At 68.0% G+C, this 23,432-nt stretch carries 19 protein-coding genes; 10 read left to right on the top strand and 9 right to left on the bottom strand.

The window, feature by feature from the left end; genetic code table 11:
• Positions 1 to 26: 26 nt before the first annotated feature.
• On the bottom strand, positions 27 to 791 hold the full coding sequence (locus DIE08_RS15495) for a TIM barrel protein (protein ID WP_124902404.1): 765 nt from the start codon (positions 789 to 791) through the stop codon (positions 27 to 29).
• Between the two features lie 153 nt (positions 792 to 944).
• The gene (locus tag DIE08_RS15490) at positions 945 to 1,838 is read right to left on the bottom strand and encodes a LysR family transcriptional regulator (protein ID WP_124902403.1); all 894 of its coding nucleotides are present in this window, start codon (positions 1,836 to 1,838) and stop codon (positions 945 to 947) included.
• A 111-nt stretch (positions 1,839 to 1,949) separates the two neighbouring features.
• On the opposite strand from DIE08_RS15490, the gene DIE08_RS15485 reads away from it, so the two are divergent.
• Together DIE08_RS15485 and DIE08_RS15480 are read left to right on the top strand one after the other, a co-directional pair.
• The gene (locus tag DIE08_RS15485; RefSeq protein WP_124902402.1) at positions 1,950 to 3,026 is read left to right on the top strand and encodes a YeiH family protein; all 1,077 of its coding nucleotides are present in this window, start codon (positions 1,950 to 1,952) and stop codon (positions 3,024 to 3,026) included.
• A gap of 115 nt (positions 3,027 to 3,141) precedes the next feature.
• On the top strand, positions 3,142 to 4,875 hold the full coding sequence (locus DIE08_RS15480) for a ClcB-like voltage-gated chloride channel protein (protein WP_208450412.1): 1,734 nt from the start codon (positions 3,142 to 3,144) through the stop codon (positions 4,873 to 4,875).
• Positions 4,876 to 4,956: 81 nt separating this feature from the next.
• Here the strand turns inward: DIE08_RS15480 and DIE08_RS15475 are convergent, their stop codons facing one another.
• Complete coding sequence (locus DIE08_RS15475) at positions 4,957 to 5,577, bottom strand: TetR/AcrR family transcriptional regulator (RefSeq protein WP_059606875.1); 621 nt, start codon at positions 5,575 to 5,577, stop codon at positions 4,957 to 4,959.
• Positions 5,578 to 5,768: 191 nt separating this feature from the next.
• On the opposite strand from DIE08_RS15475, the gene DIE08_RS15470 reads away from it, so the two are divergent.
• The 4 genes from DIE08_RS15470 to DIE08_RS15455 all read left to right on the top strand — a co-directional run bounded on the left by DIE08_RS15470 (position 5,769) and on the right by DIE08_RS15455 (position 12,778).
• Positions 5,769 to 6,878, top strand: a complete 1,110-nt coding sequence (locus tag DIE08_RS15470; protein ID WP_124902400.1) for an efflux RND transporter periplasmic adaptor subunit — start codon at positions 5,769 to 5,771, stop codon at positions 6,876 to 6,878.
• Entirely contained in the window at positions 6,875 to 10,024 is a 3,150-nt protein-coding gene (locus DIE08_RS15465; RefSeq protein WP_124902399.1) for an efflux RND transporter permease subunit, read from the top strand. The genes DIE08_RS15470 and DIE08_RS15465 overlap by 4 nt, the downstream gene beginning before the upstream one ends.
• A 2-nt stretch (positions 10,025 to 10,026) precedes the next feature.
• Entirely contained in the window at positions 10,027 to 11,625 is a 1,599-nt protein-coding gene (locus DIE08_RS15460; protein WP_124902398.1) for an efflux transporter outer membrane subunit, read from the top strand.
• A 124-nt stretch (positions 11,626 to 11,749) separates the two neighbouring features.
• Positions 11,750 to 12,778, top strand: a complete 1,029-nt coding sequence (locus tag DIE08_RS15455) for a MerR family transcriptional regulator (protein WP_124902397.1) — start codon at positions 11,750 to 11,752, stop codon at positions 12,776 to 12,778.
• Positions 12,779 to 12,846: 68 nt separating this feature from the next.
• Here the strand turns inward: DIE08_RS15455 and DIE08_RS15450 are convergent, their stop codons facing one another.
• A complete protein-coding gene (locus DIE08_RS15450; protein WP_124902396.1) occupies positions 12,847 to 14,244 on the bottom strand; it encodes a sigma-54-dependent Fis family transcriptional regulator in 1,398 nt (465 codons plus the stop codon).
• Between the two features lie 264 nt (positions 14,245 to 14,508).
• Here DIE08_RS15450 and DIE08_RS15445 point away from each other — a divergent pair, with 264 nt between their 5' ends.
• The 3 genes from DIE08_RS15445 to DIE08_RS15435 are packed head-to-tail and all read left to right on the top strand — an operon-like array spanning position 14,509 to position 17,924.
• Positions 14,509 to 15,378, top strand: coding sequence for an MBL fold metallo-hydrolase (locus tag DIE08_RS15445; RefSeq protein ID WP_409360398.1), 870 nt, complete (start codon positions 14,509 to 14,511; stop codon positions 15,376 to 15,378).
• Positions 15,379 to 15,407: 29 nt separating this feature from the next.
• Positions 15,408 to 17,099: a bifunctional protein tyrosine phosphatase family protein/NAD(P)/FAD-dependent oxidoreductase gene (locus tag DIE08_RS15440; protein ID WP_124902394.1), complete on the top strand. Its 1,692-nt coding sequence runs from the start codon at positions 15,408 to 15,410 to the stop codon at positions 17,097 to 17,099.
• A gap of 18 nt (positions 17,100 to 17,117) precedes the next feature.
• Positions 17,118 to 17,924, top strand: coding sequence for a sulfite exporter TauE/SafE family protein (locus DIE08_RS15435; RefSeq protein ID WP_124902393.1), 807 nt, complete (start codon positions 17,118 to 17,120; stop codon positions 17,922 to 17,924).
• A gap of 96 nt (positions 17,925 to 18,020) precedes the next feature.
• Here the strand turns inward: DIE08_RS15435 and DIE08_RS15430 are convergent, their stop codons facing one another.
• From DIE08_RS15430 to DIE08_RS15415, 4 genes are all read right to left on the bottom strand, one after another.
• Positions 18,021 to 18,842 (bottom strand): ABC transporter permease subunit, encoded by an 822-nt coding sequence (locus DIE08_RS15430; RefSeq protein WP_059606893.1) that lies wholly within the window; start codon positions 18,840 to 18,842, stop codon positions 18,021 to 18,023.
• The gene (locus DIE08_RS15425) at positions 18,839 to 19,765 is read right to left on the bottom strand and encodes an ABC transporter permease subunit (RefSeq protein ID WP_124902392.1); all 927 of its coding nucleotides are present in this window, start codon (positions 19,763 to 19,765) and stop codon (positions 18,839 to 18,841) included. The genes DIE08_RS15430 and DIE08_RS15425 overlap by 4 nt, the downstream gene beginning before the upstream one ends.
• Positions 19,762 to 20,922, bottom strand: coding sequence for an ABC transporter ATP-binding protein (locus DIE08_RS15420; RefSeq protein ID WP_124902391.1), 1,161 nt, complete (start codon positions 20,920 to 20,922; stop codon positions 19,762 to 19,764). Before DIE08_RS15420 ends, DIE08_RS15425 begins: the two co-directional genes overlap by 4 nt.
• Positions 20,923 to 21,008: 86 nt before the next feature.
• Entirely contained in the window at positions 21,009 to 22,103 is a 1,095-nt protein-coding gene (locus DIE08_RS15415) for a polyamine ABC transporter substrate-binding protein (RefSeq protein ID WP_059524232.1), read from the bottom strand.
• 362 nt (positions 22,104 to 22,465) lie between these two features.
• Here DIE08_RS15415 and DIE08_RS15410 point away from each other — a divergent pair, with 362 nt between their 5' ends.
• A complete protein-coding gene (locus DIE08_RS15410; RefSeq protein WP_027784516.1) occupies positions 22,466 to 22,669 on the top strand; it encodes a DUF1289 domain-containing protein in 204 nt (67 codons plus the stop codon).
• 74 nt (positions 22,670 to 22,743) lie between these two features.
• Here the strand turns inward: DIE08_RS15410 and DIE08_RS15405 are convergent, their stop codons facing one another.
• A complete protein-coding gene (locus tag DIE08_RS15405) occupies positions 22,744 to 23,385 on the bottom strand; it encodes an OmpW family protein (protein ID WP_059683537.1) in 642 nt (213 codons plus the stop codon).
• Positions 23,386 to 23,432 lie beyond the last annotated feature (47 nt).

Below are 23,432 nucleotides of genomic sequence, written 5' to 3'. Positions count from 1 at the left end.
ATGAATTCCTCCGTATCCTTCCTGCGTCACGCGGCGGCGAGCCACGCCACGCGCCGGCCGGCATCGCCGGCCAGGTCGTTGGCATCGAACGGGAATTCGATGCCGCGCGGCGCCGCTTGCGGCAGGGCCGCGAGCACGCCCGAGACGAGCGTGTCGCCCGGCGCCGGCGCCACAGCGAAACGGCGTGCGCCCTCGCCAGCGACTGCCTTGCAATGAATGTATTCCACATGCGGCGCCAGCGCGTGCGCGCACGCGAGCGGCGCTTCGCCCGGCCACTGCCAGTTGCCGATGTCGAACGTCATGCCGAGCGCATCGGGCATGCCCGCTTCGGTCAACGCGGCGAACAGCCCGCTGAATTGAGCGAGCGCACCCCCCACCGGCAGCTGGCCGTTCTCGACCACCACGCGGGCACGCGCGCCGCGCGACAGCGCGACGATCTCGGATGCATGCGCGTCGCCGGCGAAGCCGCCGAGCTGGAACTTGACGAAGCGCGCGCCGAGCGCGTCGGCTTCCGTGAGCGTGTCGCGCAACGCGTCGGCATCGAGCGCGCCGGTTTCCGTGTACAACGTGGCCGGCGTCGAATAGACCGACCAGAGCCCGTGCGTGGCGAGTGCCGTGCCGAGCGCGGCCAGCGCGCCGGGCGTCGCATCGTCGTCCGATGCGAACAGCTCGCGCCTTACCTCGAAGCCGGTCGCCCCGGATGCGGCCGCGGTCGCGATGAATGCACGGTGGCCCTCCTGACGCACGCGGTCCATCCCGAATGCGCTCGCCACGATCACGATGTCTGCCATTTCTGCCCTTTTTTCACTTGAATGGAACCGGTTCCATTTGCTTGAGACGGATGGTGCGCTTCGCGTCGGGTGCACGCCATAGAGGAAATCCCTAGGGCACGCCGCCGCGCGCCTGGGCATGCGCATCCGGCGTTTCGGGACCCGCGTCGGCGCCTATTTTTCGTCGTGCGTGATGCACATGTCGAGGAACCGGGCAGCCACGCGCGACGGCGCGGCGCCGTGCGGCACGAGGATCGAGAAATGGCGCGTGAGCGGCGCGGGGGCCAGCGAGCGCGGCACGAGCGCCGCGTCCTCGTGGCGCAGCGACATCGCGGAGACGAATCCGACGCCCATCCCCGCGCGCACGGCCTCCTTCACGGCCTCGACGCCCGCAATCTCGAACGCGACGCGCATCGGCGCGCCGCCATGCGCGAACGCGCGTTCGACGAGCTGGCGCACGCCGGAACCCTCCTCGCGCAGCACGAGCGGGTGCGCGGCGAGTGCGTCGAGCGTGACGCCGGCTTCGTACTCCGGCGCGGCGAGCGGATGTCCGGCCGGCACGACCGCGACGATCTCGTCCTCGTGCCACGCATGCACGGCGGTGCCGGGCGGAAGCGCCTCGCCGGGCGGCCCTTCGATCATCGCAATGTCGAGCGACGCCAGCGCCGCAACCACGTCGGCCGTATTGCCGCTCATCGTGTGAATCGCCACCCGCGGCACGCGCGGCTGGAACGCCGCGATCAGGTACGGCAGCAGGTAGCTCGCGGGCGTCGTGCTCGCGCCGATCCGCAGCGTGCCGGCCTCGAGCCCGCGCACGGCGTCGCGAAACGCGCGCGCCTGCGCGAATGTGTCGCGCTGCGCCTTGGCATACTGCGCGAGCTGTTCGCCGACCGGCGTCAGGCGGATGCCGCGGCCCTCGCGCTGGTACAGCGGCTCGCCGAACTCGTCCTGCAGCAGGCGCAGCTGGCCCGACACGGCCGGCTGCGACAGATGCAGCGCCAGCGCAGCGCGGCTGATGTTCAGGTGTTCGGCGACGGCCGCGAACGTTATCAGTTGATCCGGGGTCATGGGAATTAATTATCGGCTTTCCGGATAGTTTACGTCACAAATCACAATTTCTCATATCGATATAACCAATTTAGGATTAGGCCATCGCAACCTGTTTCATCACGGTGCCCCATGTCCACTGCTCCGACTCCCCATCTCAACCACGCCGCTCCGTCGACGCGCGGCCAGTTGAACGGCGTTCTGTTCGTCGCGCTGTTCGCCGCCGCCGTCACCAGCCTGTCGCAACTTCCGGTGATCGCCGGGCTCGGCCTGTCACCGCTGATCGTCGGCATCGTCGCAGGCGCGCTGTACGGCAACGCCCTGCGTGACGGCATGCCCGCGAGCTGGGCGGCCGGCGTCAACTTTTCCGCGCGCAAGCTGCTGCGCATCGCGGTCGCGTTCTTCGGCCTGCGCGTGAGCCTGCAGGAGATCGCGCAGGTCGGCCTGCCGGGCCTGACGGTGTCGGTGCTGGTCGTCGTGAGCACGCTCGCGATCGGCACCTGGGTCGGCATGAAGGTGATGAAGCTCGATCGCGACGCGGCGCTCCTGACCGCCGCCGGCAGCGCGATCTGCGGCGCGGCCGCCGTGCTCGCGTTCGAGTCGACGCTGCAGTCGAAGCCGCATCAGAGCGCGATGGCCGTGGGCAGCGTGGTGCTGTTCGGCACGCTGTCGATGTTCCTCTACCCGCTCGCGTATCACGCCGGCCTGCTCAATCTCGACCCGACCGGCCTCGGCCTGTTCTTCGGCGGCACGATCCACGAGGTCGCGCAGGTGGTCGGCGCGGCGAGCGACATCAGCCCGCAGGTCGCGCACGTCGCGACGATCGTGAAGATGACCCGCGTGATGCTGCTGGTGCCGGTGCTGCTCACGCTCGGCTGGTGGCTCGCCCGCTCCGCACGCTCGGCCGGTGCGCGCGCCGACGGCGCGCAAGGCAAGCGCAAGGTGGCGGTGCCGTGGTTCGCGCTCGGCTTCCTCGGCTTCGTGATCGTCAATTCGCTGAACGTACTGCCCGCCGACGTCACGCACACGCTGAACGTGCTCGACACCTTCGCGCTGACGATGGCGATGACCGCGCTCGGCATCGAGACCCGCGTGTCGCAGATCCGCGAGGCCGGCCCGCGGGCCCTGACCACCGGCCTGATCCTGTACGTCTGGCTGATCGCCGGCGGCTACGGGATCACCTGGGCCGTGCAGCACTGGCTTGGCTGAGCCGCGCATCCGTGCCGCAACACGCGCCGCGCTCGACGGGAAGGTCCCGCGGGCGCGGCGCAGTGCTATGCTTCGCGTCGTTTTCCTTCGTCCTCTTCATCACCCTCTTTCAGCCGTGCTCTCGTTCCTGCTGAAGCTGCGCACTCGCGCCCAGACGCTGTTCCGCCTGTCGGACGCCCATACGATGCTGATCTGGTCGGCCATCGTCGGTGTCGGCGGCGCCTTCGCCACCATCGCGTTTCGCGAAGGCATCGACCTGATGCAGCGCCTGATCTCCGGACACAGCGGCAGCTTCGTGCAGATGGCGAGAAGCCTGCCGTGGTACGTGCGGTTCTGGATGCCGGCCGCGGGCGGCTTCCTGGCCGGCTGCGTGCTGCTGCTCGCGACGCGCGGCGTCCGGAAATCCGGCAACACCGACTACATGGAAGCCGTCGCGCTCGGCGACGGCGTCGTGCCGGTGCGGCAGAGCCTGTGGCGCAGCGTGTCGTCGCTGCTGACGATCGGCAGCGGCGGCTCGATCGGCCGCGAAGGCCCGATGGTGCAGCTCGCGGCGCTCACCGCGTCGCTGGTCGGCCGCTTCGTGCACTTCGACCCGCCGCGCCTGCGGCTGCTCGTCGCGTGCGGCGCGGCAGCCGGCATCACGTCCGCATACAACGCGCCGATCGCCGGCGCGTTCTTCGTGTCCGAAATCGTGCTGGGCACGATCGCGATGGAGAGCTTCGGGCCGATGGTCGTCGCATCCGTCGTCGCGAACATCGTGATGCGGGAATTCGCCGGCTACCGGCCGCCATACGAGATGCCGGTGTTTCCGGCCGTGACGGGCCCCGAGGTGCTGCTGTTCGTCGTGCTCGGCGCGCTGTGCGGCGTGCTCGCGCCGCAGTTCCTGCACCTGCTCGATGCATCGAAGAACCAGTTCAAGCGGCTGCCCGTGCCGCTGCCGGTGCGGCTCGCGCTCGGCGGCCTCGTGGTCGGCGTGATCTCGGTGTGGATTCCGGACGTGTGGGGCAACGGCTATAGCGTCGTGAACCAGATCCTGCATTCGCCGTGGACCTGGCAGGCGCTCGTCGCGGTGCTGGTGTTCAAGGTGATCGCGACCGCCGCGACGGCCGGCTCGGGCGCGGTCGGCGGCGTGTTCACGCCGACGCTGTTCGTCGGGGCCGTGTTCGGCTCGCTGTTCGGGCTCGCGATGAACGCGCTGTGGCCCGGCCACACGTCCGCGTATTTCGCGTATGCGATGGTCGGAATGGGGGCGTTCATGGCCGGCGCCACGCAGGCGCCGCTGATGGCGATCCTGATGATCTTCGAGATGACGCTGAGTTACCAGGTCGTGCTGCCGCTGCTGGTGTCATGCGTGTTCGCGTATTTCGTCGCGCGTGCGACCGGCACGACGTCGATGTACGAGATCACGCTGCGCCACCACCAGGACGCGCAGGAACGGCTGCGGCTGCGCACCACCCAGATGCGCGAGCTGATCCAGCCCGCGCAGACGGTCGTGCCGCTCACCGCGAGCGTTGCCGACATGACGCGCGTGTTTCTCGAGTATCCGGTGAAGTACCTGTACGTGACCGACGACGCCGGGCGCTTCCGCGGCGCGGTCGCATTGAAGGACATCACGTCCGACCTGCTCGACAAGCGCGACACGACCGACAAGACGGCCGCGCACTACGCGCATACGCCGTTTCCGCTGCTCACGCCCGACATGCCGCTCGCGACCGCGCTCGAACGCTTCATGGCGTTCCAGGGCGAACGGCTGCCGGTGATCGAAAGCGAGGCCGAGCCGACGCTCGCCGGTGTCGTCTACAAGACATCGCTGCTCGACGCGTATCGGCGAATGACCGGCGAGCGCTGACAGATACGGGGTGCGGCGCGTGATACGGCGCGCCGCATCCTCGCTCGCGGCGCCGTCGGCGCCGACCGACTGCCGGATCGTTCAGTCCGGCGCGCGCCCCAGCACGACCCGTGCGAAAAACCCCGCGAGCACCGATTCGGCCACGTCGCCCGACACGTGCTGCGGATCGGCCGTATAGTACGACTGCACGCCGTCGCACAGGCACATCAGCCCGAACGCGAGCGTCTCGGCCGGCAGCAGCAGCGGCGTACCCGCGCGCTCGGCGAAGCGCTGGATGAATTCGGCCATCTGCAGCCGCTTGCCATGCAGGAACTGGTTGAAGCGCACGCGAAACTTCGCGTCGCGCGCCGCCTGCAGCTTCGCCTCGCCCCACAGCAGCGAATATTCGTCGTCGCGAAACAGCGTGCGGTAGTACGCGAGCGCCATCGACTCCATCTGCTCGCGCGGGCCGCCTACTTCGAAAATCGCCTCGAAATCGGCCCGCACCGAATCATGGTCGCGCTCGAGCAGTTCGAGCAGCAGTTCCGACTTGCTGCGGAAATTCGAATAAAACGCGCCGCGCGTATAGCCGGCCGCCGCCGCGATGTCCTCGACGCTCGCGGCAACATAGCCTTTCTTCAGAAAAATCCGATGCGCGGCATTCAGCAGACGTTCGCGCGTCTGGTCCCTGCTCTGCTCGCGAGTTAAGCGCTGTGGTTTCATGGCGCGCAGTCTAGCACCAACTCCCTTTCAGATTCATCTTTGCATTCAGATACAGGTGTGTATTAGAATCCGCCACAGTTTCCGAACGACCTTGTTCGGCTGTGTTCGTAGGCGCCGGGCCGGCGCCACTCGGGGCAAGCGCCCGCCGCGCTTGCCGGCTTCGTTTTGCTCTCACCTCATCTGGGGGTTTCGTGAATCGCTCCGGTTCCCGCGCCGTGCTGCTGATCGGCACCGCGCTCGTCCTCGCCGCCTGCCACCCGAAGGAAGCCGCGCCGCCTGCGCCGCGCCCGGTTGTCGCGCTGCCCGCGCACGCCGACGGCGCCGCGGCTGCCGCCAAGCTGCCCGGCGAGATCCAGCCGCGTTACGCGACGCCGCTGTCGTTCCGCATCGCGGGCAAGATCGTCGAACGCAAGGTGCGGCTCGGCGATACGGTCAAGGCCGGCCAGGTCGTCGCGCTGCTCGATCCGTCCGACGTCGAGAAGAACGCCGCGAGCGCGCAGGCGCAGCTCGATGCCGCATCGCACGGCCTCGCGTTCGCGAAGCAGCAGCTCGATCGTGATCGCGCGCAGGCGCGCGAGAACCTGATCGCGACCGCGCAGCTCGAACAGACCCAGAACAGCTACACGTCGGCGCTCGCGCAGCGCGACCAGGCGCAGCAGCAACTCGCGCTCGCGAAGAACCAGCTCCGCTATGCGACGCTCGTCGCCGATCACGCGGGCACCATCACCGCCGAACAGGCCGACACCGGCCAGAACGTTTCCGCCGGCCAGGCCGTCTACCAGCTCGCGTGGTCGGGCGACGTCGATGTCGTCAGCGACGTGCCCGAAGCCGCGCTCGCATCGCTCACGCCCGGCCACGCGGCGAGCGTCACGCTGCCGTCGCTGCCGGGCCGCCAGTTCGCCGCGAAGGTACGCGAAATCGCGCCGGCCGCCGATCCGCAAAGCCGCACTTACCGCGTGAAGCTCACGCTCGCCGCCCCCGATCCGGCCGTGCGCCTCGGAATGACCGCAAACGTCGCGTTCGACGGCGCGCCGGCTGCCGGCAACGCGCCGAGCATCACGCTGCCCGCGACCGCGCTGTTCCACGACGGCCCGCATCCGGCCGTATGGGTCGTGCGCACGAAGGACGACACGCTCGAACTGCGCCGCATCGACGTCGCGCGCTTCAACGAACGCACCGTCACCGTGTCGAGCGGGCTGCAGCCTGGCGAGCGCGTCGTGCTGCAAGGCGTGCATACGGTCAGCGCGGGCGAGAAGGTGCGGCCGATCGCACCGCTGCACCCAGAGGACTTCGCGTCATGAGCGGCCCCCGCGAAGAAGGTCGGTTCAACCTGTCGGCATGGGCGCTGCGCCACCAGGCGCTGGTCGTCTACCTGATCGCGCTCGCGACGCTCGCGGGCATCCTCGCGTACACGCGGCTCGCGCAATCCGAAGACCCGCCGTTCACGTTCCGCGTGATGGTGATCCGCACGTTCTGGCCCGGCGCGAGCGCGCGGCAGGTTCAGGAACAGGTCACCGACCGGATCGGCCGCAAGCTGCAGGAAACGCCGGCCATCGACTTCCTGCGCAGCTATTCGCGGCCCGGCGAATCGCTGATTTTCTTCACGATGAAGGACTCGGCGCCCGTGAAGGACGTGCCCGAGACCTGGTACCAGATCCGCAAGAAGGTCGGCGACATCGGCTATACGCTGCCGCCAGGCGTTCAGGGCCCGTTCTTCAACGACGAGTTCGGCGACGTCTACACCAACATCTGGACGCTCGAAGGCGACGGCTTCACGCCCGCGCAACTCCACGACTATGCGGACCAACTGCGCACGGTGCTGCTGCGCGTGCCGGGCGTCGGCAAGGTCGACTACTTCGGCGACCCCGACCAGCGGATCTTCATCGAGGCCGACAACACGCAGCTCACGCGTCTCGGCATCTCGCCGCAGCAGCTCGGGCAGGCGATCAACGCGCAGAACGACATCTCGTCTGCCGGCGTGCTCACGACCGCCGACGATCGCGTGTTCGTGCGGCCGAGCGGCCAGTTCGACAACGTCGCCGCGATCGCCGACACGCTGATCCGCATCAACGGCCGCACGTTCCGGCTCGGCGATCTCGCCACCGTGAAGCGCGGCTACGACGATCCGCCCGTCACGCAGATGCGCACGAAAGGCCATGCCGTGCTCGGCATCGGCGTGACGATGCAGCCGGGCGGCGACGTGATCCGGCTCGGCAAGGCGCTCGACGCCCAATCGAAGGACCTGCAGGCGCAACTGCCGGCCGGCCTCAAGCTGACGCTGGTGTCGAGCATGCCGCATGCGGTAGCGCATTCGGTCGACGACTTCCTCGAAGCGGTTGCCGAAGCCGTTGCGATCGTGCTGGTCGTGAGCCTCGTGTCGCTCGGCCTGCGCACCGGGATGGTCGTCGTGATCTCGATCCCGGTCGTGCTCGCGGTGACCGCACTCTTCATGTACCTGTTCGACATCGGGCTGCACAAGGTGTCGCTCGGCACGCTCGTGCTCGCGCTCGGGCTGCTCGTCGACGACGCGATCATCGCCGTCGAGATGATGGCCGTGAAGCTCGAGCAGGGCTACAGCCGTGCGCGCGCCGCCGCGTTCGCGTACACGAGCACCGCGTTCCCGATGCTGACCGGCACGCTCGTCACGGTGTCGGGCTTCCTGCCGATCGCGCTCGCGAAATCGAGCACCGGGGAGTACACGCGCTCGATCTTCGAGGTGTCGGCGATCGCGCTGATCGCGTCGTGGTTCGCGGCCGTCGTGCTGATTCCGCTGCTCGGCTATCACCTGCTCCCCGAACGCAAGAAGCACGCGCACGAAGCTCACCTGCCGGACGATCACGAGCACGACATCTACGACACGCGCTTCTACACGCGCTTGCGCGGCTGGATCGACTGGTGCATCGAGCGCCGCTTCGTCGTGCTGCTGATCACCGGCGCGCTCTTCGTCGTCGCGCTGATGGGTTTCTCGCTCGTGCCGCAGCAGTTCTTCCCGAGCTCCGATCGACCCGAGCTGCTGGTCGACCTGCGGCTGCCCGAGGGTGCGTCGTTCGCGGCGACGCTGCGCGAGACCGAACGCCTCGAAAAGGTGCTCGACAAGCGGCCCGAGATCGACCATTCGGTGAATTTCGTCGGCAGCGGCGCGCCGCGCTTCTACCTGCCGCTCGACCAGCAGCTGCAGTTGCCGAACTTCGCGCAGTTCGTCGTCACCGCGAAATCGGTCAAGGATCGCGAGAAGCTCGCCACCTGGCTCGAAACCACGCTGCGCGACCAGTTCCCGGCCGTGCGCTGGCGCCTGTCGCGGCTCGAGAACGGCCCGCCCGTCGGCTACCCCGTGCAGTTCCGCGTGAGCGGCGACGACATCGCGACGGTACGCTCGATCGCCGAGAAGGTCGCGGCGACGATGCGCGGCGACGCACGCACGGTGAACGTGCAGTTCGACTGGGATGAGCCGGCCGAGCGCTCGGTGCGCTTCGAGCTCGACCAGAAGAAGGCGCGCGAGCTGAACGTCACGTCGCAGGACGTGTCGAGCTTCCTCGCGATGACGCTGTCCGGCACGACCGTCACGCAGTATCGCGAACGCGACAAGCTGATCGCGGTCGACCTGCGTGCGCCGCGCCCCGATCGCGTCGACCCCGCGAAGCTCGCGGGCCTGGCGATGCCGACGCCGAACGGCCCCGTGCCGCTCGGCTCGCTCGGCCGCTTCACGCCCACGCTCGAATACGGCGTGGTGTGGGAACGCGATCGCCAGCCGACCATTACCGTGCAGTCCGACGTACGCGCCGGCGCGCAAGGCATCGACGTCACGCATGCGATCGACGGCAAGCTGAATGCGTTGCGCGCGCAACTGCCGGTCGGCTACCAGATCAACATCGGCGGATCGGTCGAGGAAAGCGCGAAGGCGCAGGCGTCGATCAACGCGCAGATGCCGCTGATGGCGATCGCCGTGTTCACGTTGCTGATGATCCAGCTGCAGAGCTTCTCGCGCGTGCTGATGGTCGTGCTGACCGCACCGCTCGGGCTGATCGGCGTGGTCGGCACGCTGCTGCTGTTCGGCCAGCCGTTCGGCTTCGTCGCGATGCTGGGCGTGATCGCGATGTTCGGGATCATCATGCGCAACTCGGTGATTCTCGTCGATCAGATCGAGCAGGACATCGCGGCCGGCCACGGACGCTTCGACGCGATCGTCGGTGCGACCGTGCGGCGCTTCCGCCCGATCACGCTCACGGCCGCGGCCGCCGTGCTCGCACTCATTCCGCTGTTGCGCTCGAACTTCTTCGGGCCGATGGCGACCGCGCTGATGGGCGGGATCACGAGCGCGACCGTGCTGACCCTGTTCTACCTGCCCGCGCTGTACGCCGCGTGGTTCCGGGTGAAGCGCGACGAACGCGATCCGCGCGACGGCCCGCCGCCAGGCGGCAGCGCACCGGCCGCGCCGTCGGGAGCCTGACCATGGATGGATCGATGAACCTGAAAACGAAAGCCGTGCGGGCGTTTGCCGTGGCGAGCCTCGCCGGCCCGCTCGCGGGCTGCGCGTGGTTCGCGCCGAGCGGCGAGCCGCCCGCGATGCCGTCGCCCGCGCACTACGGCACCGTGCCGCAAGTGCAGCAGACCGTCGCCGCGCAAGGCGTCGCGCAACAGTTCGAAGTCGGCGCGCAGCCCGTGCCCGACTGGTGGAAGCAGTACCGCTCCGAGGCGCTGAACGCGCTCGTCGACGAAGGCCTGCGCAACAGCCCGACGCTCAGCGCGGCGTCACATTCGCTGGATGCCGCGCGCGAGCAGCTGCGCGGACAGATCGGCAGCTCGATGCTGCCGTCGATCGACGCGGGCGGCCAGGCCACGCGCCAGCGCGCACTCGGCGTGCCGATCCCCGCGCTCGGCGCGCCGACGCTGTTGTACGACACATTCGTCGGGCAACTGCAGGCGAGCTACACGATCGACCTGTTCGGCGCGGCGCGCTTCGCGAACCGCGCGCTCGCGAAACGCGTCGACGTCAGCGCGTTCCAGCTCGAATCGGCGCGCCGGGCACTCGCCGCGAACATCGTCACGGCGTCGATCACGGTGTCGGTGCTCAATGCGCAGATCGCGACGACCGAACGGCTCGTCGCGCTCGCGAACGACCAGGCCCACGACGCGCAACGCCGCTACGCGCTCGGCTCGGCGTCGCACAGCGACGCGCTGAGCGCGCAGCAAAGCGCGGACACCTTCGCCGCGAGCCTGCCCGCGCTGCGCCAGCAGCGCGACTCGGCGCGCCATGCGCTGGCGGTGCTGGTCGGCCGCACGCCCGACCGGCCGCCCGCCGACCTCACGCTCGCCGACCTGAACCTGCCCGCGCAGGTGCCCGTGGTCGTGCCGTCGGACCTGCTGCAAAGTCGCCCCGACATCCAGGCCGCCGACGCGGGGCTGAAGGCGGCCGCCGCCGAAGTCGGCGTCGCGACCGCGCAGTTGTTCCCGCAGCTGTCGCTGTCGGCGGCCATGGGCAAAGGCGGCTTCAGCTGGCCGACGATGCTGTCGGGTGCCGGCGCGATCTGGAACGTCGGCGCGTCGCTGAGCCAGCCGCTGTTCCACGGTGGCGCGCTGCTCGCGCAGCGGCGTGCGGCGAAGGCGACCTACGAGGCCGCGGTCGACCAGTACAGGCAGACCGTGCTGAGCGCGTTCCAGAACGTCGCCGATTCGCTCGCCGCGCTCGAGCACGATGCGGAGGCGCTTGATGCGTCGTCGCGGGCCGCGCTGTCCGCGCGCGGCGCGTACGACGACGCGGCCGCCCGCGTGCGGCTCGGCGCATTGCCGCCATCGGCCGCGCGCGCGAGCGAGCTGCAGTACCGCAACGCGCGGCTCGACGAAATTCGCGCGACCGGCGCACGCCTCGCGGATACCGCGCGGCTCTATCAGGCAATGGGCACGCCGCCGGTCGAACCGACCGGCAAGGCAGCGACAGCCGGAAACGTCGGCACGGCAGGCCGCGCCGGCAACGAGGGCCAAGGCGCCCTCGCCGCCCAGGCACGCGCGGCCACGCCCGACGCGCCGCCGTCACCGCCGTCGCCACAGTAGCGCGCCCCTTGCCCGGGACGCACGGCGCGCGGGACCACCCCACGCGCCGATCCGCGATCTACCGCTTGACCCTCACGTAGCGTAACGTTCGAGACTCCAGCGTGCGCACCGAACGGAGGACACCATGCGGCTGAAAGTGGGAGAACTGGCGAAACGCAGCGGCCTGACCGTCCGCACGCTTCATCACTATCACGCGATCGGCCTCCTCAAGCCTTCGGCGCGTGCCGACAACGGCTACCGGCTGTACGACCGCGACGACATCGCCCGGCTCCACCAGATCCAGGCCCTGCGTCGCTTCGGACTGTCGCTCGCCGAAATCGGCGACTACCTGAACCAGCCCGGCACCCCGCTCGTCGAGATCGTCGCGAAGCAGATCGCGTCGCTCGACCACCAGCTCGCGCAGGCCGCGCAGCTGCGCGAGCGGCTCGTGCACCTGCACGCGCAACTCGCCGCGGGCACCGAGCCGGAACTGGCCGATTGGCTCACCACACTGGAGTTGATGACCGTGTACGACAAATACTTTTCCGAGGAAGAACTCGCGCGCCTGCCGATGTACCGCAAGAGCCAGGCGGGCGACGCCGAATGGATCGCGCTCGTCGCCGACGTGCGCGCGCTGCACGACGCGGGCGTGCCGCCCGAGGACGAACGCGTCCGTGCACTCGCCGGCCGCTGGATGACGATGCTCGTGCGCGACACGAACAACGATCCGCGGCTGCTCGCGAAACTGAACCTGATGCACGAGCGCGAACCGGCGATGCAGTCGAAGATCGGCATTTCGACCGTACTGCGCGACTATGTGCTGCGCGCGACCGCCGAAACGAAGATGCGGATCTTCGAGAAGTATCTCGCGCCGGACGAGATCCGCTTCATGCGGGCGCACTACGGCAAACGCGCGATGGAATGGCCGCAATTGATGGGCGACGTGCGCGACGCGATCGATGCGGGCGCAAGGCCCGATTCGCCGGAAGGCCGCGCGCTCGCGCAACGCTGGCTCGACCTGTTCCGCAGCTATGCGGGCAACGACCCGGCCACGCACGCGAAATTCCGGGATGCGATGATGACCGAGCCGGCGCTGACGAAGGATTCGTGGGTCGACGACACGCTGCTCGGTTTCATCCGCGAGGCAATGGCCCAGTTGGCGCCGGCGCGTTGATGGCGTAGCCCCCGCAGGCGGTGCATGTCGGTTTCATGCGCTGCCCGCGCGAGCGGTCCGGCTCTCGCTCACCGGTCGCGCACCCCGAGCCCGAGCGCCTTCATCCGCCGGTACAGCGTGCGCTCGCTCATCCCGACGTGCTCGGCCAGCTGCTTGCGCGTACCGTCGAACGTGCCCGCAATCCGCACGAGTTCCGCATCCGGCACGCCGCGCGTGTCCGCCGCATGCGCGTGCGGTGTGGCCGACGCCGCGACCAGTTCGGCCGGCAGATGTTCGACGCGGATCGTCCCGTCGTCCGCGAACAGGCATGCACGTTCCAGCACGTTGCGCAGCTCGCGGATATTGCCCGGCCATGCATACGCGTCGAGGCACGCACGCGCCTGCTCGCTCAGCACGAACGGCCGGGCCGCGAACGGTCGCGCGCTCGCATCGCCCGCGCCGGCACGCGCGTTCGCGATGCGCCGCAGGATCGATTCGGCCAGCAGCGCGACGTCGCCGCGCCGCTCGCGCAGCGGCGGCAGCGGAATCGGAAACGCGTTGATCCGGTAATAGAGATCTTGCCGGAACCGGCCGTCGTCGATCATCTCGCGCAGCGGCTTGTGCGTCGCCGCGACGAGCCGAAAATCCGCGCGCAGCGCCTCGACACCGCCGACGCGCCGGAACGTCCCCGACTCGATCAGCCGCAGCAGCTTCACCTGCATCGGCAGCGGCACGTCGCCGATCTCGTCGAGAAACAGCGTGCCGCCCTGCGCGGTCTCGACGAGGCCCGGCTTGCGCTGGTTGGCGCCGGTAAACGCCCCCTTCTCGTAGCCGAACAGTTCGCTCTCGAACAGCGTCTCGGCGATACCCGAACAGTCGACGACCACGAACGGCCCCATCGCACGTTCGCTCGCCTCGTGCAGCGCCCGCGCGAACAGCTCCTTGCCGGTACCCGATTCGCCGAGCAGCAGCACGGGCAGCATCGACGGCGCAACGCGCTGCAGCGCGCCGAGTGCCGCATTGAACGCATCGGCGCCGCCGACGAGCCCTTCCGCGCTCGGCTGCGCGGACGCGCTGCGCACCGTCGTCAGCCGCTCGACGTACGCGATCACGTCGCCGCGCGCGTCGAAGATCGGCCGCAACTCCACGTCGACGTGCTCGGGGCCGCGCGGCGTATGGTGAATGTGCAACACGCGGTTCAGACTGCGCGACTCGAGTGCCTGCTTCATCGGGCAATGCTCGCCGGCCTGGTCGCACGGCACGTCGTAGTGATGCGAGACCTGGAAGCAGCGCCGGCCGACGTGCTCGACACCCGCCACGCCGAACTGGCGCCGGTACGCATCGTTCGCCGCGAGGATGCGGTAGTCGGGATCGACGACGATCATCGGCTGCGGGTCGTGCTCGAGATACGCGACGAGCGTACGCACGTCGGGCATGACGTCGCGCGACGGCGCGGGAACGATCGGAATGGTGTCGTGCGGATTCATGAGGCGGCTCGGGAACGGAGGGACAGTCGGACTGCCAGACCGACTGCCAATTCTGCCACAACACTGCCAAATGTGGCAGTCGACATCGACGACGCCCCACAGGCCGTGCTCGCGGCGCACCGCGATCAGGCCAGAAATCCGAGCCGAATCAAGTACCTGCCATTTCGTCCGGCGTCGCGGCGCGGGCTGGCATGCTTCTTGAGTTTGGGATCCCCGATTGCCGATGCAGAACCCGATCGAGGACATCCCGTGAGCCATGCCCCCATGCTGTCAGTCGAAGGCTTTTTCGACCCGGCGACCCATACCGTCAGCTACCTGTTGCTCGACACCGCGAGCCGCGCGTGCGCGCTGATCGACAGCGTGCTCGACTACGACCCGAAATCCGGCCGCACGCGCACCGCCAGCGCCGACCGGCTGATCGCCCGCGTCGCGGAACTCGGCGCGACCGTGCACTGGCTGCTGGAAACGCACGTGCACGCCGACCATCTGTCGGCCGCGCCTTACCTGAAGGCGCATGTCGGCGGGCAGATCGCGATCGGCTCGCACGTGTGCCGCGTGCAGCACGTGTTCGGCACGCTGTTCAACGCCGGCCCGGGCTTCGCGCAGGACGGCAGCCAGTTCGATCGTCTGCTCGACGACGGCGACACGCTTGCGCTCGGCGCGCTGACGATCCGCGCGCTGCACACGCCGGGCCACACGCCCGCGTGCCTGACCTACTGCATCGACGACGCGACGCAGCGTGCCGCGTTCGTCGGCGATACGCTGTTCATGCCCGACTACGGCACCGCCCGCTGCGATTTCCCGGGCGGCGACGCACGCACGCTGTACCGCTCGATCGCGCGCGTGCTCGCCCTGCCGCCCGATACGCGCCTGTACCTGTGCCACGACTACCAGCCGGGCGGCCGCGACGTGCAGTTCGTGACGACCGTGGCCGAGCAGCGCCGCGCGAACGTGCACGTGAAGGACGGCGTGACCGAGGAGGATTTCGTCGCCATGCGCACCGCGCGCGACGCGACGCTCGACATGCCCGTGCTGATGCTGCCGTCCGTGCAGGTCAACATGCGCGCCGGCCACCTGCCCGAGCCCGAAAACAATGGCGTGCGTTACCTGAAGATCCCGCTCGACGCGATCTGAGCCGCCGCCCCGACCGGAGAACCCCCGACATGACCATCCGCACGCTGACCGACCTGCTGTCGGTCTCGCCCCAGATCGCCGCGACCGACCTGCCCGCGCTCCACGCGGCCGGCATCCGCACGATCGTCTGCAACCGCCCGGACGGCGAAGGCGCAGACCAGCCGACCGTCGACGAGATCCGCGCCGCCGCCGCGCCGCTCGGCATCGCCGTCCATTACCTTCCGGTCGATACCGGCAAGGTCACCGACGATCAGGCCAGGCAGTTCGACGCGCTCGTCGCGTCGCTCGCCGGCCCGGTACTCGCATACTGCCGCAGCGGCACGCGTTCGGCGACGCTGTGGGCGCTGTCGCAGGCCGACAGGCGTCCGGCCGGCGACATCGTCGCGATCGCCGCCGCGGCCGGCTATGACCTCGGCGCGCTCGCGCCGCGTCTCACACGAGGTGCCACGCAAGGACTCGCGCAGGACGGCCGCCAGCCCGCGCCAGCCATCGACGCGCGGCACGACATCGTGATCGTCGGCGCGGGTGCGGCCGGTGTCGCGGTCGCGTCGAGCCTGCTTGCGCGCGACGCATCGCTCGATATCGCGGTGATCGACCCGGCCGATACGCACTACTACCAGCCCGGCTGGACGATGGTCGGCGCGGGCGTGTTCCGGCCCGACACGACCGCGCGCCGGATCGTCGACCTGCTGCCGCGCGGCGTGAAATGGATCCAGGCCGCCGTCGCCGGCTTCGAGCCCGACGCGCACACGGTGGTGCTCGACGGTTGCCGGCGTATCGGCTACCGCAAGCTTGTTGTGTGCCCGGGGCTCAAGCTCGACTGGCACGCGATCGACGGCCTCGCGGAAACGCTCGGCCGCAACGGTGTCACGTCGAACTATCGCTACGACCTCGCGCCGTACACGTGGGAACTGGTGCAGGCGTTCCGCGGCGGCAACGCGCTGTTCACGCAGCCGCCGATGCCGATCAAGTGCGCTGGCGCGCCGCAGAAGGCGATGTACCTGTCGTGCGATCACTGGCGGCGCGCGGGCCGCCTGGGCGCCGCGAACGTCGAGTTCCTGAATGCGGGCGCCGCGCTGTTCGGAGTCGCCGACTACGTGCCCGCGCTGATGGAGTACGTGAAAAGCTACGACATCGCGCTGTCGTTCGGCCACAACCTCGTCGCGATCGACGGGCCCGCGCGGCGCGCGACGTTCCGGCGCACCTTGCCCGACGGCGGCACGGAAACCGTCGAACGCGCGTTCGACATGATCCACGTCGTGCCGCCGCAGAAGGCGCCCGATTTCGTGCGCGCGAGCCCGCTCGCCGATGCGGCCGGCTGGATCGACGTCGATCCGGCGACGCTGCGGCACAAGCAGTTCGCGGATATCTTCGCGCTCGGCGACGTCACCAACACGACCAACGCGAAGACCGCCGCGGCCGCGCGCAAGCAGGCGCCCGTCGTCGCGCACAATGTGCTCGCGTCTCTGGGCCGCGCGCACGGCGACGCCGCGTACGACGGCTACGGGTCGTGCCCGCTCACCGTCGAGCGCGGCAAGATCGTCCTCGCCGAATTCCTGTACGGCGGCAAGGTCGCGCCGACCTTCCCCGCGTGGCTGATCGACGGCCGGCGCCCGTCCCGGCTCGCGTGGCTGCTCAAGGAGCGCCTGCTGCCGCCGCTCTACTGGAAGGCGATGCTCAAGGGCCGCGAATGGCTCGCGAAGCCCGCGATCGCACGTTGACCGGAACCCGATGACACCATGCTGATTTCCCTCGTACTCGGCAGTCTCGTCGGCGCCGTGCTGGGCCTCACCGGCGCAGGCGGCGGCATTCTCGCGGTGCCCGCGCTCGTCGTCGGGATGGGCTGGCCGATGCAGCAGGCCACGCCCGTCGCGCTCGTCGCTGTCGCGGGCAGCGCCGCGCTCGGCGCGCTCGAAGGGTTTCGTCGCGGGCTCGTGCGCTATCGCGCGGCGCTGTTGATGGCCGTGGCGGGCGTGCCGCTCACGACGCTCGGCGTGAAGCTTGCGCACGTGCTGCCGCAACGCGTGCTGCTGGCGTTGTTCGCGCTGACGATGCTGATCGTCGCGGGCCGCCTGCTGCGGCAGGCACTGCGCCACGCGCCCGGCGACGCGGATGAGTCGCGGTTGTGCGTCGGCCGCGTGAATCCCGATACGGGCCGGCTCGTATGGTCCTGGCCGGTCGGGCTCGCGCTTGCGTCGACCGGCGCGGTGACGGGGCTGATGACGGGCTTGCTCGGTGTCGGCGGCGGCTTCGTGATCGTGCCGATGCTGCGCAAGTTCACGAACGTGTCGATGCACGGCGTAGTCGCGACGTCGCTGATGGTGATCGCGCTGGTCGGCACCGGTGGTGTGCTCGCGACGCTCGTGTCGGGCACGCGCGCGCCGCTCGACATGATGCTGTGGTTCACGGTCGCGACCGCGATTGGCATGGCGATCGGGCGCAATGCCTCCCGGCACCTGTCCGCGCGGCATGTGCAGGCCGGCTTCGCTGCCGTGCTCGTCTGCGTCGCGCTCGGGCTGCTCGCGAAGGCCGCGTTCGGCGCATAAGTCACCGCGGCGCACACCCCGAAGCAAAACGCCCGGCCCGACTCGTCGTCGGCACCGGGCGTTTTTCGTTGCGTCGGCAACCTGTTCGTGATGACGTCAGGTCGCGAATGCGGCCGTCCGCTTGCGCTCCTGGCGCAGCATCACGAAGTTCGCGATCACCACACCGGCCGTCACCGCGACGATGAACAGCGTCGCGAGCGCGTTCATCTCCGGGTTCAGGCCGAGGCGCACGCGCGAGAACACGACGAGCGGCAGCGTCGTCGAGCCGGGGCCCGACAGGAACGCCGACAGCACGAGGTCGTCGATCGACAGCGTGAACGAGAGCAGCCAACCCGCGATCAGCGCCTGCGAGATCAGCGGCAGCGTGATCGTGAAGAACACCTTCAGCGGCGTCGCGCCCAGATCGAGCGCGGCTTCCTCGAGCGACGGGTTCAGTTCGCGCACGCGCGACTGCACGATGATCGCGACGTACGAAATGCACAGCATCACGTGGCCCAGCCAGATCGTGAACACACCGCGCTCGGCCGGCCAGCCGATCCACTTCGCCAGTTCGATGAACAGCAGCAGCAGCGAGATCCCCTGGATCACCTCCGGAATCACCAGCGGTGCGTTGATCATCCCGCTGAACAGCGCGAAGCCGCGAAAGCGCCCCATCCGCGCGAGCACGAAGCCGGCCCACGTGCCGATGAACACCGACGCGAACGCGGTCAGCACGCCGATCTTCAGCGACAGCCATGCAGCCGTCAGCAGCTCGTCGTCCTCGACGAGCGCCGAGTACCAGCGGAACGAGAAACCCGACCACACGGTGACGAGCTTCGACTCGTTGAACGAATAGACGATCAGGCTGATGATCGGGATGTACAGGAACGCGAAGCCGGCGAACAGCGCCGCGAACTGCAGGTAGCGATTCGGCTTCATCGACGGGCCTCCTGCTCCTTCGCCTGGAAGTGCTGGAACATCGCCATCGGCACGAGCAGCAGCAGCACCATCGCGCAGGTCACGGCCGACGCCATCGGCCAGTCTGCGTTGTTGAAGAATTCATTCCACATCACGCGGCCGATCATCAGCGTGTTCGCGCCGCCGAGCAGTTCCGGAATCACGTACTCGCCGACCGCCGGAATGAACACCAGCAGGCAGCCCGCGATGATCCCGTTTTTCGACAGCGGCAGCGTGATCTGCACGAATGCCTTCCACGGCTTGGCCCCGAGGTCGTACGCGGCTTCGAGCAGACGCAGGTCCATCTTCACGAGGTGCGCGTAGAGCGGCATCACGAGGAACGGCAGGTACGAATACACCATCCCGATATACACCGCGTAGTTCGTGCGGTACAGCTCGATCGGCGTATGGGTCAGGCCGATCCACATCAGGAAGTTGTTCAGCAGCCCGTTGTTCTTCAGGATCCCGATCCATGCGTACACGCGGATCAGGAACGACGTCCAGAACGGCAGCATCACGCCCATCATCAGCAGGTTGCGCGTCGCCGGGTTCGAACGCGCGATGTAGTACGCCATCGGATAGCCGATCAGCAGGCACAGCAGCGTCGTGATCGCCGCGACCAGCACCGAATTCACGTAGGTCGCGAAATACAGGCTGTCGGTGAGCAGGAAAGCATAGTGCGACAGGTTCAGCGCGATGTGCACCACGCCGTCCGCGTACGATGCGAGTTCCGTATACGGCGGAATGCCGAGCTGCAGCTCCGCGAAGCTGATCTTCACGACCAGCACGAACGGCACGAGGAAGAACAGCACGAGCCACGTGTACGGCCCCGCGACGACCGCAGAGCCGCCGGTCAGGTTGAAGCGCCGCACGGGCCACGCGAGCAGGGACTTGAGCGCGCTCATGACGTCAGCACCACGCCCGCGGTCGCGCTCCAGCGCACGTAGATCTCGTCGCCGAGCGCCGGTGTGTCGAGCTCGGTGATCGCGAGACTCGACACGTTCGCGATCACCGTCTTGCCCGCATCGAGTTTCACGTGATACAGCGAATAGCCGCCCATGTACGCGACGTTGGTGATCTTGCCGCGCGCCCAGTTGAACGCGCCTTCGGGCGGCTTGCGCGTGAGCGCGATCCGCTCGGGACGCACCGATACCGTGACCGGCATCCCGAGCGGGCCCGAGATCCCGTGGCTCACGTACAGCCGGCTCGGCACCTCCGGCGATTCGATGTACACGTGGTCGGGTTCGTCCTCGACGGTGACGCCTTCGAACAGGTTGGTCGAGCCGATGAACTCGGCCGAGAAGCGGCTGTTCGGATATTCGTAGACTTCGTTCGGCGAGCCGATTTGCACGATCTGCCCTTCGCTCATCACGGCGAGCCGGTTCGCCATCGTCATCGCCTCTTCCTGGTCGTGCGTGACCATGATGCAGGTGACGCCGACCTTGTTCAGGATGTTGACGAGCTCGATCTGCGTGCGCTGGCGGATCTGCTTGTCGAGCGCCGACATCGGCTCGTCGAGCAGCAGCACCTTCGGACGCTTGACGAGCGAACGCGCGAGCGCGACGCGCTGCTGCTGGCCGCCCGACAGCTGGTGCGGCTTGCGCTTCGCGTACTTGCTCATCTGCACGAGCTCGAGCGCCGCCGCGACGCGCTCCTTCAGTTCCGCCTTCGGCGTGCCTTCCTGCTTCAGGCCGTATGCGACGTTCGATTCGACCGACATGTGCGGGAACAGCGCATACGACTGGAACATCATGTTCACGGGCCGCTTGTACGGCGGCATCTGCGCGAGGTCCTCGCCGTCGATCAGGATCTTGCCCGATGTGACCGTCTCGAGGCCCGCGAGCATGCGCAGCAGCGTCGACTTGCCGGAACCCGAGCTGCCGAGCAGCGCGAACAGCTCGCCCTGGCGCACCGTCAGGTTCACGTTGCGCACCACTTCGGTCTCGCCGAATTTCTTGACGACGTCGACGATCTGGACAAAGTTCTCGGCGCGCGCATCGGCGCCGGACGAAGGAACGAAGGACGGCACGCCCGCGACCGGCGCACCCGACTGGCTATTCATGATGTGCTGCTTCTCTCCTGCGTTTGACGAACAAAGCCCCCGGGGACACCAGGGGCTTCATGACTGCTGGCCTGCTCCGGCTCGCTTCAGCGGCCCGATTTCAGCTCGGTCCACAGACGCGTCTGCAGACGCTGGATTTCAGGCGGCAGCGGCTTGAGCAGGAACAGCGTCTTCACGACGTCGGCCGGCGGGTAGACGGCCGGGTCGTTCGCGACGTCCGGCCGCACGTACTTGCGTGCCTCGGCGTTCGCGCTCGGGTAGTACACGGCGTTCGTGATCGCCGCGTGCACCTTCGGATCCTCGATGTAGTTGATCCACTGCAGCGCGGCGTCCTTGTTCTTCGCGTCCTTCGGGATCGCCATCACGTCGAACCAAACCGGCGCGCCGCCCTTCGGAATGTAGTACTCGACCTTGTACGGCTTCTTCGCCTCGATCGCGCGATGCTTCGCGATCACGACGTCGCCCGACCAGCCGAACGCGAAGCAGATGTCGCCGCCGACCAGGTCGTTGATGTAGCCGGATGAGTTGAATTGCGTGATGTACGGGCGGATCTTCTTCAGCACTTCCATCGCGGCCTTGTAGTCGGCCGGGTTCGTGCTCATCGGATCCTTGCCGATGTAGTGCAGCGCCGCCGCGAACATCTGGTCCGGAGCGTCGAGCACCGACACGCCGCAGGTCTTCAGCTTCGAGATGTTTTCCGGCTTGAACAGGATGTCCCAGTTGTCGAGCGGAACCTTGCCGAGCGCCTGCTGCGCCTTCGTCAGGTTGTACGCGAGGCCGGTCGTGCCGTACGCCCAGGGCACCGAATACTTGTTGCCCGGGTCCGCGCCGGCGACGAGCGCCATCAGTTGCGGATCGAGGTACTTGAGGTTCGGCAGCTTCGACTTGTCGAGCGGCGTGAAGATGCCGGCGGCGATCTGCTTGCCCGCGTAGTTGCTGGTCGGCACGACGATGTCGTAGCCCGAGCTGCCCGTCAGCAGCTTCGCCTGCAGCGTGTCGTCGCTGTCGTAGTTGTCGTAGCGAACCTTGACGCCCGCCTGCTTCTCGAAGTTCGGGATCGTGTCCTTCGCAATGTAATCGGACCAGTTATAGACATTGAGCTGCGTATCCTTCGCCGCCGCCGCTGATGCACCCACGCACAGCGCAAGCGCTGCGAACCGGCCCACTACCTTTGCTTTCATCCCGTTCTCCCTCCGGCCGGACCTCGTGTCCGGCTGCCGTCTGCCTCGTCATGGCGGCGCATTCTGGCACGCCGCCCCTCGAAAACCCCGAACGCTACCACCATTCGCGCTCCGTCACAAAAAAATCATGCCGGTGTCGCGCAAACGGAACAGATTCCCGCCGCCGGCCACTCGGGCGGCCCGCGCAGCGGGGCATTCCGGGGGAATTCTATCGGGTAATCGGCGTCTGTCCATCAGGAAAAGAAGGCGGCCGCGAAACTGTCCCGACGGGTGGTGCGTCGCGCCATCGGCATCGCGGCCGGGCCGCGTCATCCCGATGCATTAAAATGACGCCCTGACGATTCAACGCGCGAACCCTTCCGATGGCCTCCAATCTCCACGACCTGCCCGACAGCCCCTGCATCGGCGTGTGCTCGACCCTCTTCGACGAAGTCTGCAAGGGCTGCGGCCGCACGGCCGGCGAGGTGTCGAACTGGGTGTTCCTGAGCGACGACGAGAAACGCGCGGTGTGGGAGCGCATCACGCGCGAAGGCACCGCGATGCGCTTTCAGTACGACAAGCTGTAAATCCGCCGCACAAAAAAAGAGCGGCATGCCGACTGCCATGCCGCCAACCCCAACTCTGTTCTTTTCGCTTGCGTCTAGAACTTCATCCCGACGCCCACGCCGACGATCAGCGGATCGATGTGCAACGTGCCGATGCCCTTGTCGCCGAGCGTCGCATCGGTGCTCATCCAGATCTTCTTCACGTCGACGTTCATGAACACCTTCTTCGTCAACTGCACGTCGACGCCGAACTGCAGCGCGGGACCGAAGCTGCTCTTGTTGATCGACACGCCCTCGCCGCCGACGTTGAGCCCGTTGTTGTAGAAGTACGTGTAGTTCAGGCCCGCGCCGACGTACGGACGCACCTTGCCGGCATGGTTGAAGTGGTACTGCAGCAACAGCGTCGGCGGCAGCACGCCCACACCGCCGAGATTGCCGAGGCTCGACGTCATCTGGTGCCGCGACGTGCCGAGGATCAGCTCCACGCCCAGGTAGTCCCGGATCATGTAGGTGAAGTCGAGCTCCGGCACGATCGCGTTGTTCACGCCGGTGTTGATCGCGCCGAGCGTATCGCTCGCGCGCTCGTTCGGCTGGATGCTGATCGCGCGCAACCGGACCAGGACGTCACCCTGGTTGATCCCGTCTCCCGCCGACGCCGCGTGCGACAGCGAGGGCATCATGACGAGGCTTGCCGCCACGGCGGCAGCGGTGACGCATGTTCGAATCGTTTTATGCATGGTACGGACCCCTTGAAGAATTTATTCCATTCTCCCTGTAGGGTCTT

Source organism: Burkholderia sp. Bp9004, assembly GCF_003858025.1.
Classification (GTDB): domain Bacteria; phylum Pseudomonadota; class Gammaproteobacteria; order Burkholderiales; family Burkholderiaceae; genus Burkholderia; species Burkholderia diffusa.
Note: the sequence above shows the minus strand (reverse complement) of the source record. Positions and strands in the feature narration are given on the sequence as shown.

Bases quoted from the DNA above. Each gene is read 5' to 3' on its own strand.
- DIE08_RS15435 (WP_124902393.1), top strand. From the start codon at position 17,118: ATGCTGATTTCCCTCGTACTCGGCAGTCTCGTCGGCGCCGTGCTGGGC.
- DIE08_RS15405 (WP_059683537.1), bottom strand. From the start codon at position 23,385: ATGCATAAAACGATTCGAACATGCGTCACCGCTGCCGCCGTGGCGGCA.
- DIE08_RS15420 (WP_124902391.1), bottom strand. From the start codon at position 20,922: ATGAATAGCCAGTCGGGTGCGCCGGTCGCGGGCGTGCCGTCCTTCGTT.
- DIE08_RS15485 (WP_124902402.1), top strand. From the start codon at position 1,950: ATGTCCACTGCTCCGACTCCCCATCTCAACCACGCCGCTCCGTCGACG.
- DIE08_RS15430 (WP_059606893.1), bottom strand. From the start codon at position 18,842: ATGAAGCCGAATCGCTACCTGCAGTTCGCGGCGCTGTTCGCCGGCTTC.
- DIE08_RS15495 (WP_124902404.1), bottom strand. From the start codon at position 791: ATGGCAGACATCGTGATCGTGGCGAGCGCATTCGGGATGGACCGCGTG.
- DIE08_RS15465 (WP_124902399.1), top strand. From the start codon at position 6,875: ATGAGCGGCCCCCGCGAAGAAGGTCGGTTCAACCTGTCGGCATGGGCG.
- DIE08_RS15410 (WP_027784516.1), top strand. From the start codon at position 22,466: ATGGCCTCCAATCTCCACGACCTGCCCGACAGCCCCTGCATCGGCGTG.
- DIE08_RS15475 (WP_059606875.1), bottom strand. From the start codon at position 5,577: ATGAAACCACAGCGCTTAACTCGCGAGCAGAGCAGGGACCAGACGCGC.
- DIE08_RS15445 (WP_409360398.1), top strand. From the start codon at position 14,509: ATGCTGTCAGTCGAAGGCTTTTTCGACCCGGCGACCCATACCGTCAGC.
- DIE08_RS15425 (WP_124902392.1), bottom strand. From the start codon at position 19,765: ATGAGCGCGCTCAAGTCCCTGCTCGCGTGGCCCGTGCGGCGCTTCAAC.
- DIE08_RS15460 (WP_124902398.1), top strand. From the start codon at position 10,027: ATGGATGGATCGATGAACCTGAAAACGAAAGCCGTGCGGGCGTTTGCC.
- DIE08_RS15440 (WP_124902394.1), top strand. From the start codon at position 15,408: ATGACCATCCGCACGCTGACCGACCTGCTGTCGGTCTCGCCCCAGATC.
- DIE08_RS15455 (WP_124902397.1), top strand. From the start codon at position 11,750: ATGCGGCTGAAAGTGGGAGAACTGGCGAAACGCAGCGGCCTGACCGTC.
- DIE08_RS15490 (WP_124902403.1), bottom strand. From the start codon at position 1,838: ATGACCCCGGATCAACTGATAACGTTCGCGGCCGTCGCCGAACACCTG.
- DIE08_RS15450 (WP_124902396.1), bottom strand. From the start codon at position 14,244: ATGAATCCGCACGACACCATTCCGATCGTTCCCGCGCCGTCGCGCGAC.
- DIE08_RS15415 (WP_059524232.1), bottom strand. From the start codon at position 22,103: ATGAAAGCAAAGGTAGTGGGCCGGTTCGCAGCGCTTGCGCTGTGCGTG.